Consider the following 13119-nt stretch of genomic DNA (forward strand, 5'->3'; position numbering starts at 1 on the left):
CACATCCAACCGTCATGACCGCCAACCCGGCGAACCTATGTGGTCAGAGCACTAGCTCGGACATCCCGGCGCCCGGAACACTGCTGAGCGCAGCCGATGAAAATCGCTCGCTCGCAAGCGCGTCTTTGACACCCACCTGGCCGCTGGTGGAAGTGGCTGCTCAGCCGCGGCCGACGATGGTCTCCTCCATGCCCGACTCGAACAGGAGCAGGGTCAGCACGGTCATGACCCGAAAGGGCCATGTGCCCCTGGATCCGCTCGGGATCGTAGGGCACCGCACACACCGTCACCGGAACTTCCCGGCTGCCCGGCTGCCCGGCTGCCCGCTGTGCGTCACCGGTGCAGGGACTCGGCGACGGCCGGGTCCTCGAGCACATTGACGCACCAGGCGAAGTGCTCGTCACCGCCGCCCGGCGCGAAGGCGTCGCTCGTGGCCATCGCATAGGCGGCCCGGTACAGCAGGAGGTCGTCGACCGCGTAGCCGAACTCGTCGGCGAACCTCGTGGTGAGCTGCCGGGTGATCTCCGGGGCGTGCTCGGTGCCCGCCGGGAAGATGGCCGCGGCCACGGCGGCGTCGAACCGGGGGTCCCCGCCCGTGGACAGGAAGCCGTAGTCCACGAGGGCGAGCGGCCGCAGGTCGTCGTCCACCAGCACGGTCTCCGGGAAGACGTCACCGTGGACGACCGCCTCGTCGGCACGGGGCAGCGAGCGCAGCTTCCGAAGCAGCCGGGCGCGCGTGTCGTCGAAGTCGCGGACATGCGTGGAGAGCCGGTCCGCGCACCGGCTGACCCGCCGGTCCACCAGGTCCGCCAGGGCGGATCCGAAAGTGGTGTGGCCTTCCCACAGCGGGCGTTCCTCGTCCAGCACAGGAAGGTGCTTGACCTCGTCGACGTCATGGGCGTCCGCGAGGGCGCGCAGCACGCCGACCAGGCAGTCGACCGCTTCGGGCAGCACCTCGTCCGGGTCGTCGGTGCGGATCCTGCCCGCCAAGGGCTCGCCGGTCAGCTCCCGCTCCACGGTCATCGGGACACCGTCGATGTCCTCGACGGCGAGGATCTCCGGGGAGCCGAACGGCAGGTGCGCCGCGGCATCGGCGTAGAAACGCTGCATCCGCCGCAGTTCGGATCCCCGTCGGCGCTCCCACACCTTGGCCACCGTTCCGTCCCCGAGCCGGTAGACGGCTCCCTCCACCGCCGCCTCGACGGGCCCGGCGTCGGGATATCCGGCGTCGACGAAATGTCGTACGCGCCGGGCCGTGGTGTCCCGTATCGCATCGGACATCTCGTGCCTCCTTCCGCCCCCTGCGTGAACGACCGGCCGGTCGGCGGGGCCGACACCGGGACCCTCTCCCACGGTAGGCTCCTCGCCCGCGCGGCACCCGGTGACGGAGCGCTGCCGGGTCCTGTCGTAGCAGAAGAAGTGACCATCGCGCCCGAACCCGGGAGCAAGAAGGACGACACCGAGCGCGCGAGGGCTCGCAATGGAGCGGAGCGGTCTCGGGGGGACCTCCGACCAGGACGCCAACCGGGCTGCCAACGAGGATGGCAGCAGACCCGATCGCCGCTCTGCCGACTGCCGCATGAGCGGTGCTTCCGGCGAGTCACTCGCAGAACCCACTGATACAGAGGCATGACGAGTTGGGGCAGGACGACATGCCGCGCCCTCGACCATGCACGCTTCAACGAGCTACAGACGCGCAGCTCACGCGGGTTTTCGCCGCCGGGCGAACTTCGAGGCGTCCCGTCGGGATCGGCTCACCACATTGCTCGCAGCGCCCGTGGACACCTCTCTCCAACCGCTCCAGGGCGTGATCGAGATCGTTCAGATGCTGGCGCGCCATTCCCGGATGCCTCAGCCGTGACGTGGGCGGCCACGCTCGTACTGCTTCGGCCACGGGACGTCGTCACGGAGCACGTGGGCCGCGCGGAGCGGCCAGGTCGGGTTGCGCAGCAGTTCGCGCGCGAGCATGATCGCGTCGGCCGAGCGATCCACGAGGATCTGGTCGGCCTGCTCCGGTGCGGTGATCAGGCCGACCGCGGAGACGGGCAGGGCCGCGCCCTCGCGGACGGCTCGGGCGAAGGGAACCTGGTAGCCGGGCTCCACTTCGATACGGGCGTTGTGGACGAGGCCGCCGCTGGTGACATCCACCAGATCGACGCCGTGGGCCACCAGGTGCCGCGACAGCTCGACCGTCTCCTCCGGCGTCCAGCCGCCGTCGGCCCAGTCCGTGGCCGAGAAGCGTACGAACAGCGGGCGGTCCTCCGGCCACTGCGCCCGTACGGCGTCGGTGACCTGGACGAGGAAGCGGCTGCGCCCGTCGAGGTCGCCTCCGTACTCGTCGCCGCGGTGGTTGGACAGCGGTGACAGGAACTGGTGCAGCAGATAGCCGTGGGCGGCGTGGATCTCCAGGACCTCGAAGCCGGCGGACAGCGCCCGCGCGGCGGCCTCGCCGAAGGCCCGGACCAGTGCGCGGATGTCGTGCGCGCCGAGCTCATGTGGGGCCGGCCAGTCCCCGAACGGCAGCGGTGACGGTGCCACCGTCTGCCATCCTCCCGCCTCCGGTTCGACGTACCCGCCACCCTCCCAGGGCGATGCCGTCGACGCCTTGCGGCCGGCATGGGAGATCTGGATGCCGGCGATGGCCCCCTGCCCATGGACGAAGTCGGTGATCCGCTTGTACGCGGCGGCTTGCCCGTCATCCCAGATGCCGGCGTCGGAAGGGGTGATCCGGCCTTCGGGTTCCACTGCCGTGGCCTCTTGCATGACCAGGCCGGACCCGCCGCGTGCCAGGGAGCCGAGATGGACCAGATGCCAGTCCTGCGGATAGCCGTCGACCGAGCTGTACTGGCACATGGGGGCCACCCAGGCCCGGTTCGGAAAGGTCGTGCCGCGAAGGGTGAGCGGCGAGAAGAGACGGCTCATCGGAGGCCTCGCAGAGGGGACGTAGGACGCCGGGGGCCCCGCAACCGTCGAGCCGTGACGGCCTGGGCTCCTGCGGGCGCCCCTCACGGTGGCTGCACCCGAGTACCCGGCCCGCTCGTGGCACAACCACGGCCAGGGGTGCCCACCCACGCGGACGTCCCGGTACGTGGCGGTCCCGGGCCGCGGCCGGGCCGGGCGGCATACCGCCGACGGCGTCGACGCGCGCCGACATCGCCGCGATCGTTCGATCACTGAGAGTCTTGGGCACATTGCACAGCACATCCGGACTGCCGCCGCCGAGAAGAGAGGCCCGCTCTACGACGCCCTGGGCCATCATCAGCTACGAACACGCAACGAGGACCGCGACCGTTAGGTCGGGGCCCTCGTCACCGTATCGTCAATCGTTGTGTCCGAGGGGGGACTTGAACCCCCACGCCCGATAAAGGGCACTAGCACCTCAAGCTAGCGCGTCTGCCATTCCGCCACCCGGACCAGGTGTCTGTCGCCTTGCGCGAGGTGTTCCCGGCGGCGACATGGACAACAATACCAAGGTTTCGGGGTGCGTTTCACCTGCGTATCCGCCCCTCGGGCGGCGGCCCGGGCCGAGCCGGGCCGCCGCCTCGCCGCCTGCGCACGGATGGCGAGAGGGCCCGCACCCACCGTGAGGGTCAGGGCATGAGCTGGTACTCCGGGAAGTTCCCGGGCAGCCGCTCCCCCGCCGGACCGCGGGTGACCGCCCGCACCAGGAGGTCGCCGCCGACGAACGCGCCGCGCCAGGACGCGCCGAACCCGCCGAACAGTTCGTCCCGGTCGCCGCGGGAGCGGGGAACGCCGTACCCCGTCTTGAAGGCGCGGATCTGCGGGGCGAGCCGGTCGTAGGCGGCCCGGTCGTCCGTGGCGAGCGTGGCCACCAGGGCGCCGTTCGACGCGTTCATGGCGGCCAGCAGTTCGGCCTCGGTGTCGACCAGGACGATCGTGTCGACCGGACCGAAGGGCTCCGCGTGGTGCAGCGGGAAGGACGGCGGCGGGTTGAGGAGGGTGATCGGCTGGACGTAGGCAGAGGTGTCCTGGCCCGGCAGGAAGCGCGAGCCGTCGGGCCGGCCGCGGTACAGCGGTACGGCGCCCCGGTCGACGGCCTCGGCCACCTGGTCGGTCAGCTCCTTGGCCTTCGCGGCGTTGATCAGCGGACCGAAGTCCAGCTCGGGCGGTGGATCGGCGGGGTCCGCCACGGCGAGCGGATGGCCCACACGGACACCCCGGACCGCCGGCAGGTACGCGCCGAGGAACGCGTCGAACAGGGAGCGCTGGACGACGAAGCGCGGGTAGGCGGTGCAGCGCTGTTTGCCGTAGTCGAAGAGTCTGGGGATGACGGCGGTGAGTGCCGCCCAGTCCGAGAAGTTCCAGATGCCCCAGGTGTTCAGGCCCTCCTGTTCGAGAATGTGCCGTTTACCCAGGTCTGCGACGTCGGTGGCGACGGCGGCGCCCGTGTCGCGGCCTCCGACGAAGGACACGCAGCCGATCTCCGGCGCCCGCACCAGTGCCTGGTTCAGCTCCCGGCCGCTGCCGCCGACCAGGGTGAGCGGCACTCCTTCGCGGGCGGCCAGCGCGGCGGCGAGGGTGAGGCACGCCACACCGCCGTCGGTCGGGGTCTTGGCGATGACGGCGTTGCCCGCCAGGGCCTGGACGAGGGCGGCGTGCACGAGCACGCTCATCGGATAGTTCCAGCTGGCGATGTTGGAGACGGGGCCGTCCAGCGGGGTCCGGCGGGCGAGCATGGGCCCGATGCCGTCGACGTACCAGCGCACGCCGTCGATCGCCCGGTCCACGTCCGCGAGGGCGAGCCGCCAGGGCTTGCCGATCTCCCAGACGAGCAGCAGGGCGAGCAGGTCGCGGTGGGCGGTGAGCGCGTCCAGGGTGGCGGCGATCCGCGCCCGCCGTTCGGGCAGTGCGACGTGCCGCCAGGCGCGGTGCTGGTCGAGGGCGGCGCGTACGGCGTGCTGGGCGGCGGCGCCGTCGAGGCGCGGGGCCCCGGCGATCGGCGTGCCGTCGACCGGGGTCGTGGCGGGGAGCGTGCGCCCGTCGGGCCGCCAGGCGGCGCCCCAGAGGTTGAGGACACGGTCGTCCCGGAAGGCCTCGGGCGCGGCGACGAGGCAGCGCCGCCAGGCGTCGGCGTAGGCCGTGCCGGGTTTCAGCAGCGCGGCGGCCGGAAGGCCCGGCGGCGGAGGGCCGGGAGTGAGGATGGGTGGCATACGTCAGCTCCGCTCTCGGTGCACGGTCGGGGCGGGGTCGGTGATGGGGCCGGGCTGTGGCGCGGCGTGCGGTCGTCGGTCGGCGGCGCGTGTCGCCGTGACCAGCCGGGCCGTCCCGGGCGGGGGTGCGGGACGCGCGGTGGACGAACCTCGGTACCACCGCGCGGCGAGCGGCGGGCGGCCGTCGGCCGTGACCAGCCGGGGCGTGTCGGTCGGGCCGCGGGAACCGTGGTGAAGGAACCGCGTTGCGCCGCGCGGCGTGCGGTCGTCGGTCGGCGGCGCGTGTCGCCGTGACCAGCCGGGCCGTCCCGGGCGGGGGTGCGGGACGCGCGGTGGACGAACCTCGGTACCACCGCGCGGCGAGCGGCGGGCGGCCGTCGGCCGTGACCAGCCGGGGCGTGTCGGTCGGGCCGCGGGAACCGTGGTGCAGGAACCGCGTTGCGCCGCGCGGCGTGCGGCCGTCGGTCGGCGGCGCGTGTCGCCGTGACCAGCAGGGCCGCCCCGGGCGGGGGTGCGGGACGCGTGATGGACGAAACTCGGCACCGCCGCGCGGTGGGCGGTCGTCAGCCGGCGCGGAGTGTCGCCGCTGCCAGCCGGGCCGTCTCGGTCGGGGTGCGGCCGACCCGGACGCCGGCCGCCTCAAGGGCCTGCTGCTTGGCGCGGGCCGTCCCCGTGGAGCCGGAGACGATCGCGCCGGCGTGCCCCATGGTCCGGCCCTCGGGTGCGGTGAACCCGGCGATGTAGCCGACGACGGGCTTGGTGACGTGGTCGCGGATGTAGGCGGCGGCCCGTTCTTCCGCGTCCCCGCCGATCTCCCCGATCAGGACGATCAGCTCGGTGTCGGGGTCGTCCTGGAAGGCGCTGAGGCAGTCGATGTGGCTGGTGCCGACGACGGGGTCGCCGCCGATGCCGACGCAGGTGGAGAAGCCGGTGTCGCGCAGTTCGTGCATGAGCTGGTAGGTGAGCGTGCCCGACTTGGAGACCAGTCCGACCGCGCCGGGCTTGGCGATGTCGGCGGGGATGATGCCGGCGTTGGACTGCCCGGGGCTGATCAGACCGGGGCAGTTGGGTCCGATGATCCGGGTGCCGTTGCGCCGCGCGTACGCGGTGAAGGCGACCGTGTCGTGGACCGGGATGCCCTCGGTGATGACGACGGCCAGCGGGACTCGGGCGTCGACGGCCTCGGTGACGGCCGCCTTGGCGAAGGCGGGCGGCACGAAGACGACGGTGACGTCCGCTCCGGTCGACCGCACGCCGTCGGCGACCGAGCCGAAGACGGGCACGGCCTGTCCGTCGAAGTCGGCCGTCCGCCCGGCCTTGCGCGGGTTGACCCCGCCGACGACGCGCGTGCCGGACGCGAGCATGCGCCGGGTGTGCTGCATGCCCTGGCCCCCGGTCATGCCCTGGACCAGAACCCTGCTCTCCTTGGTGAGGTGGATGGCCATGTCCCGGCTCCTCAGGCGCTGTGGGCGAGTTCGGCGGCCCGGCGGGCGGCGCCGTCCATGGTGGTGGCCTGCTCGACGAACGGATGCGCGCGCTCGCCGAGGATCGCCCGTCCGCGCGCGGCGTTGTTGCCGTCGAGGCGCACGACGAGTGGATTGGTGAGCCGGACGGTGTCCACGGCCGCCACGATCCCTTCGGCGACCGCGTCGCAGGCGGTGATCCCGCCGAAGACGTTGACCAGGACGCATTTCACTGCAGGGTCGGAGAGGACCACGGAGAGGCCGTCGGCCATCACCTCGGCGGACGCCCCGCCCCCGATGTCGAGGAAGTCGGCGGGGCGGGCACCGCAGCCGGCGACGGCGTCCAGGGTCGACATGACCAGACCGGCGCCGTTGCCGATGACCCCGACCTCTCCGTCGAGCCTGACACAGGCCAGCCCGCGCTCCGCGGCGGCCGCCTCCAGCGGATCCAGGCGCTCCTCGTCCTCGGCCGTCCAACGGCTGTGCCGGAAGCGGGCGTTGTCGTCGATGGTGACCTTGCCGTCCAGGGCGAGGACGCGTCCCTGCGCGGTGCGCACCAGCGGGTTGACCTCCACCAGCAGGGCGTCCTCGCCGACCAGCACCTGCCACAGCCGGATGAGGACGTCGGCGGTCTGCGGCGGCAGCCCGGCGGCGCTCGCGATCTCGCCGGCCTTGGCGGAGGTGACACCCTCGGCCGGGTCGACGGGGATGCGCGCGACCGCCTCCGGGTGACGCGCGGCCACCTCCTCGATCTCCATGCCGCCCTGCGCGGAGGCGATGGCGAGGAAACCGCCGGCTGCCCGGTCCAGCACGTAGGAGACGTAGAACTCCTCGGCCACGTCGACCGGTTCGGCGAGCATCACCTTGCCGACCCGGTGCCCGTTGATGTCCGTGCCGAGGATCTGGCGGGTCGTCAGTTCGGCGGCGGCGGGGCCGGCGACGAGACGGACTCCCCCGGCCTTGCCCCGTCCGCCCGTCCGCACCTGCGCCTTGACCACGGCCCGGCCGCCGAGCCGGCGGGCGATCTCGCGGGCTCCCTGGGGCGATGCGGTGACCTCGGCCCGCGGCACCGGGATGCCGTGGTCCGCGAAGAGCTGTCGCGCCTGGTGTTCGTACAGGTCCATTCCGGCTCCTGTCTGCGGGGTGATCGCGAGCGACCTGGGTGTCCGGAACCGACCGGGCTCGGATGACCGAAAAGTGTGAACGCCCCCTGGACACCACCCATCGAATGCGGGATAACAAGCTTCATACAGTATTCGTCGACTGTATGCAATCTACCGCATACGGCCTGACGCCATACGCGTCCAGTGCACCGCGCGCCGCCCGAACCCCCGAGGAAGGGACAGGACTTCGTCATGCCCGACGACACCCAGGACGCCATCTCCGGTGGCCATCTCGTTGCCAAGGCACTGAAGGCCGAAGGGGTCGACCGCATCTACACCCTGTGCGGCGGCCACATCATCGACATCTACGACGGCTGCGTGGACGAGGGGATAGAGGTCGTCGACGTACGTCACGAGCAGGTCGCCGCCCACGCCGCCGACGGCTATGCCCGCATCACCGGCAGGCCGGGCTGCGCGGTCGTCACGGCCGGTCCGGGGACGACCGACGCCGTGACCGGGGTCGCCAACGCCTTCCGGGCGGAGTCCCCGATGCTGCTGATCGGCGGTCAGGGGGCGCTCACCCAGCACAGGATGGGTTCCCTCCAGGACCTGCCGCACGTCGACATGATGGCCCCCATCACCAAGTTCGCGGCCACCGTGCCGGACACGGCACGCGCCGCCGACATGGTGTCGATGGCCTTCCGCGAGTGCTACCACGGCGCGCCCGGCTCCTCGTTCCTGGAGATACCCCGGGACGTACTCGACGCGAAGGTGCCGGTCGCCAGGGCCCGCGTCCCGCGGGCCGGCGGCTACCGGGCGTCGACCCGCTCGGCCGGCGACCCGGAGGCGATCGAGCGGCTCGCCGATCTGCTGGTGCACGCGGAGAAGCCCGCGATCCTGCTCGGCAGCCAGGTCTGGACGACCCGGGGCACCGAGGCGGCGACCGAGCTGGTGCGCACCCTGAACATCCCCGCGTACATGAACGGCGCGGGACGCGGCACCCTCCCGCCGGGCGATCCGCACCACTTCCAGCTCTCCCGCCGGTACGCCTTCTCCCACGCCGACGTCATCGTGATCGTCGGCACGCCCTTCGACTTCCGCATGGGCTACGGCAAACGCCTCTCGCCGGACGCCACGGTCGTGCAGATCGACCTCGACTACCGGACCGTCGGCAAGAACCGCGACATCGGCCTCGGCATCGTCGGCGACGCCGGCCTGGTCCTGAAGTCCGTCACCGAGGCCGCGTCCGGCCGGGTCGACGGCGGCGCGTCCAGGCGCAAGGAATGGCTGGACGAACTGCGTACGGCCGAGCAGACGGCGATCGGGAAGCGGCTGCCGCAGCTGCGCTCCGACGCCTCCCCCATCCACCCCTACCGGCTGGTCGCCGAGATCAACGACTTCCTCACCGAGGACTCGGTCTACATCGGCGACGGCGGCGACATCGTCACCTTCTCCGGGCAGGTGGTGCAGCCCAAGTCGCCGGGCCACTGGATGGACCCGGGCCCCCTCGGCACCCTCGGCGTCGGCATCCCGTTCGTCCTCGCCGCCAAGCAGGCCCGCCCCGACAAGGAGGTGGTCGCCCTCTTCGGGGACGGCGCCTTCTCCCTCACCGGCTGGGACTTCGAGACCCTCGTCCGCTACGACCTCCCGTTCGTCGGCATCGTCGGCAACAACTCCTCGATGAACCAGATCCGTTACGGCCAGGCCGCCAAGTACGGCAAGGACCGCGAGCGGGTCGGCAACACCCTCGGCGACGTCCCGTACGACAAGTTCGCACAGATCCTCGGCGGCCACGGCGAGGAGGTCCGCGACCCGGCCGACATCGGCCCCGCCCTGCGCCGGGCCCGCGAGTCCGGCAAGCCGTCGCTGGTCAACGTCTGGGTCGACCCGGACGCGTACGCCCCCGGAACCATGAACCAGACCATGTACAAGTGAGGTGGCCCGCATGACTGGAACGCCCGCCAAAGCCCTGGCCGGCATCCGCGTCCTGGACATGACCCACGTCCAGTCCGGGCCGTCCGCCACCCAGCTGCTCGCCTGGCTCGGCGCCGACGTCGTCAAGCTGGAGGCGCCGGCCGGGGACATCACCCGCAGGCAGCTGCGGGACCTGCCGGACGTCGACTCCCTCTACTTCACGATGCTCAACTGCAACAAGCGGAGCATCACGCTGAACACCAAGACCGAACGCGGCAAGGAGATCCTCACCGAGCTGATCCGGCGCTCGGACGTCATGGTCGAGAACTTCGGCCCCGGCGCGGTCGACCGGATGGGGTTCACCTGGGACCGCATCCGGGAGATCAACCCACGCGTCGTCTACGCCTCCATCAAGGGGTTCGGGGACGGCCCGTACACCGGCTTCAAGGCGTACGAGGTCGTCGCGCAGGCCATGGGCGGGTCGATGTCGACCACCGGTTTCGAGGACGGCCCGCCGCTGGCGACGGGAGCCCAGATAGGGGACTCGGGGACGGGTGTGCACGCCGTGGCGGGGATCCTCGCGGCTCTGTTCCAGCGCGAGCGCACCGGGCGCGGGCAGCGGGTCAACGTGGCCATGCAGCACGCCGTGCTCAACCTGTGCCGGGTGAAGCTGCGCGACCAGCAGCGCCTGGCACACGGGCCGCTCGCCGAATATCCCAACGACGACTTCGGCGCGGAGGTCCCCCGGTCCGGGAACGCCTCCGGCGGCGGCCAGCCCGGCTGGGCGGTCAGGTGCGCGCCGGGCGGCCCGAACGACTACGTGTACGTCATCGTCCAGCCCGTCGGGTGGCAGCCGATCACCGAGCTGATCGGCCGGCCGGAACTCGCCGAGGACCCCGGGTGGGCGACGCCCGAGGCCCGGCTGCCGAAGCTGAACAAGATGTTCCAGCTCATCGAGGAGTGGTCGGCCACGCTCCCCAAGTGGGAGGTGCTGGAACGGCTGAACGCGCACGACATCCCGTGCGGCCCCATCCTGTCCACCAAGGAGATCATCGAGGACGCCTCGCTGGCCGCCAACGAGATGGTGGTCCGCGTCCCGCACCGCGAGCGGGGCGAGTTCGTGACCGTCGGCAGCCCCCTCAAGCTCTCCGACTCCCCCGTCGAGGTGACCGGCTCACCGCTCCTCGGCGAGCACAACGAAGAGGTCTACGCCGGCGAACTGGGCCTCGGCGACGAGGAACTGCGCCTGCTGAAGTCGAACGGGGTGATCTGAGGTGATGGCCGAAGACCGGGTGCTCACGGTGCGCTCCCTCCTCGACTCCGTGCGGGCCGGGGGCCGTACCGCGCTGACCGCGCCCGAGGGCAAGGTGATCGCCGACGCGTACGGGATCGCCGTACCGGGCGAGGCGCTGGCGACCGACGTGGACGAGGCGGTGGCCGCGGCGGCGCGGTTCGGCGGGCCGGTGGTCCTGAAGATCGTCTCGCCGGACATCCTGCACAAGACCGACGCCGGCGGGGTGGTCGTGGGCGTGGAGGGCGCGGCACGGGTGCGGGCCGCGTTCCACCGGGTCATCGAGAACGCGCGCGCGTACGACGCGCGGGCCCGCATCGACGGCGTCCAGGTGCAGGAGTTGCTGCCGCCGGGCCAGGAGGTCATCGTCGGCGCGGTCACCGATCCGACCTTCGGGAAGGTGGTGGCGTTCGGACTCGGCGGAGTGCTGGTCGAGGTGCTGAAGGACGTGACCTTCCGGCTGGCGCCGGTCTCCGCCGGCGAGGCGCTGTCGATGCTCGACTCCATCCGTTCGGCGGAGATCCTGCGCGGGGTGCGCGGGCGGGCCGGCGTGGACCGGTGGGCGGTGGCCGAGCAGATCCGGCGGGTGTCCGAACTGGTCGCGGACTTCCCCGAGATCGCGGAGGTGGACCTCAACCCGGTCATCGCGACGGCGGACGGCGCGGTCGCCGCGGACATCCGGGTGATCCTCGCCGAGAGCAGGCCGGTGCCGAGGAGGACGTACACCCGCGAGGAGATCCTCGCGTCCATGCGGCGGCTGATGCGGCCCTCCGCGGTCGCCGTCATCGGCGCCTCCAACGAGCCGGGCAAGATCGGCAACTCGGTGATGCGCAACCTGCTCGACGGCGGCTTCGCCGGTGACATCCACCCGGTGAACCCCAGGGCCGACGACATTCTGGGCCGCAAGGCGTACAAGAGTGTCACGGACGTTCCCGGTGAGGTGGACGTGGCCGTCTTCGCCATTCCCGCCGGACGCGTGGCCGCGGCCCTGGAGGAGGTGGGACGCAAGGGGATCCCCAACGCCGTCCTCATCCCGTCCGGTTTCGCCGAGACCGGCGAGCACGAGCTGCAGGCGGAGATCGTGGAGATCGCCGAACGGCACGGCGTCCGCCTGCTCGGACCGAACATCTACGGCTACTACTCGACCTGGCAGGACCTGTGCGCCACGTTCTGCACGCCGTACGACGTCAAGGGCCCGGTGGCGCTCACCTCGCAGTCCGGTGGCATCGGCATGGCCATCCTGGGCTTCGCCCGCACGACCAGGACGGGCGTGTCGGCGATCGTCGGCCTCGGCAACAAGTCGGACCTCGACGAGGACGACCTGCTGACCTGGTTCGCCGAGGACCCGCACACCGAGTGCATCGCCATGCACCTCGAAGACCTCAAGGACGGGCGGGCGTTCGTGGCGGCGGCCCGCGCGACCGTGCCCAGGAAGCCGGTCGTGGTGCTGAAGGCGGGCCGTACGGCGGCGGGTGCCAGGGCGGCCGGCTCGCACACCGGCGCGCTCGCGGGCGACGACGCGGTCTACGACGACATCCTCCGGCAGGCCGGGGTCATCCGGGCGCCGGGCCTGCACGACATGCTGGAGTACGCGCGCGCGTTGCCGGTGCTGCCCACCCCGAAGGGCGACAACGTCGTGATCATCACGGGCGCCGGCGGCAGCGGTGTGCTGCTGTCGGACGCGGTGTCCGACAACGGGCTGTCCCTGATGGAGATTCCGCCCGACCTGGACGAGGCGTTCCGCCGGTTCATCCCGCCGTTCGGCGCGGCCGGCAACCCGGTCGACATCACCGGTGGCGAGCCGCCGTCCACGTACGAGGCGACGATCCGGCTGGGCCTGGAGGATCCGCGCATCCACGCGCTGGTGCTCGGTTACTGGCACACGATCGTCACCCCGCCGATGGTGTTCGCCGAGCTGACCGCGCGCGTGGTCGCCGAGTTCCGCGAACGGGGCGTGCACAAGCCGGTGGTGGCGTCCCTCGCGGGAGACGTGGAGGTCGAGGAGGCCAGCCAGTACCTGTTCGAGCGGGGGGTGGTGGCCTACCCGTACACGACCGAGAGGCCGGTGGCCGTGCTCGGTGCGAAGTACCGGTGGGCACGGGCGGCGGGGCTCTTGGGGGGCTTCTGGTGCTGAGCGTGGCGCTGGGTTTCGTCAACGAGTACCGGGCGGAGAAGGC

8 protein-coding genes, 1 tRNA gene and 1 pseudogene are annotated in these 13119 nt (G+C 71.9%); 3 read left to right on the top strand and 7 right to left on the bottom strand.

Annotated features, from left to right (window positions below):
* Positions 1-333: 333 nt before the first annotated feature.
* The 7 genes and pseudogenes from AB0B40_RS36850 to sucC form a co-directional block, all read right to left on the bottom strand.
* The gene (locus tag AB0B40_RS36850; protein WP_362267945.1) at positions 334-1281 is read right to left on the bottom strand and encodes a phosphotransferase; all 948 of its coding nucleotides are present in this window, start codon (positions 1279-1281) and stop codon (positions 334-336) included.
* 397 nt (positions 1282-1678) lie between these two features.
* A pseudogene (locus AB0B40_RS36855) lies at positions 1679-1837 on the bottom strand (TraR/DksA C4-type zinc finger protein); the annotation flags it as partial.
* 14 nt (positions 1838-1851) lie between these two features.
* Entirely contained in the window at positions 1852-2922 is a 1071-nt protein-coding gene (locus AB0B40_RS36860) for an NADH:flavin oxidoreductase/NADH oxidase (RefSeq protein WP_362267947.1), read from the bottom strand.
* A gap of 407 nt (positions 2923-3329) precedes the next feature.
* Positions 3330-3414 (bottom strand) — tRNA-Leu (locus tag AB0B40_RS36865).
* 176 nt (positions 3415-3590) lie between these two features.
* Positions 3591-5171 (bottom strand): aldehyde dehydrogenase family protein, encoded by a 1581-nt coding sequence (locus tag AB0B40_RS36870; RefSeq protein ID WP_362267950.1) that lies wholly within the window; start codon positions 5169-5171, stop codon positions 3591-3593.
* 563 nt (positions 5172-5734) lie between these two features.
* On the bottom strand, positions 5735-6616 hold the full coding sequence (gene sucD, locus AB0B40_RS36875) for a succinate--CoA ligase subunit alpha (RefSeq protein WP_345052788.1): 882 nt from the start codon (positions 6614-6616) through the stop codon (positions 5735-5737).
* A gap of 11 nt (positions 6617-6627) precedes the next feature.
* Positions 6628-7758 carry an ADP-forming succinate--CoA ligase subunit beta gene (gene sucC / locus AB0B40_RS36880; protein WP_362267953.1) on the bottom strand — a complete coding sequence of 377 codons (1131 nt, stop codon included), beginning with the start codon at positions 7756-7758 and terminating at the stop codon, positions 6628-6630.
* 231 nt (positions 7759-7989) lie between these two features.
* Between sucC and AB0B40_RS36885 the strand changes: the two genes are divergently transcribed.
* Genes AB0B40_RS36885 through AB0B40_RS36895 form a run of 3 tightly spaced genes read left to right on the top strand, consistent with a single transcriptional unit; the run spans position 7990 to position 13076 of the window.
* Complete coding sequence (locus AB0B40_RS36885; protein ID WP_362267955.1) at positions 7990-9672, top strand: thiamine pyrophosphate-binding protein; 1683 nt, start codon at positions 7990-7992, stop codon at positions 9670-9672.
* A gap of 10 nt (positions 9673-9682) precedes the next feature.
* A complete protein-coding gene (gene frc, locus AB0B40_RS36890; RefSeq protein ID WP_345052781.1) occupies positions 9683-10924 on the top strand; it encodes a formyl-CoA transferase in 1242 nt (413 codons plus the stop codon).
* A gap of 4 nt (positions 10925-10928) precedes the next feature.
* Complete coding sequence (locus AB0B40_RS36895; RefSeq protein WP_362267958.1) at positions 10929-13076, top strand: acetate--CoA ligase family protein; 2148 nt, start codon at positions 10929-10931, stop codon at positions 13074-13076.
* Positions 13077-13119 lie beyond the last annotated feature (43 nt).

The sequence above is a fragment of the Streptomyces sp. NPDC042638 genome (assembly GCF_040647235.1).
Lineage (GTDB): Bacteria > Actinomycetota > Actinomycetes > Streptomycetales > Streptomycetaceae > Streptomyces > Streptomyces rameus.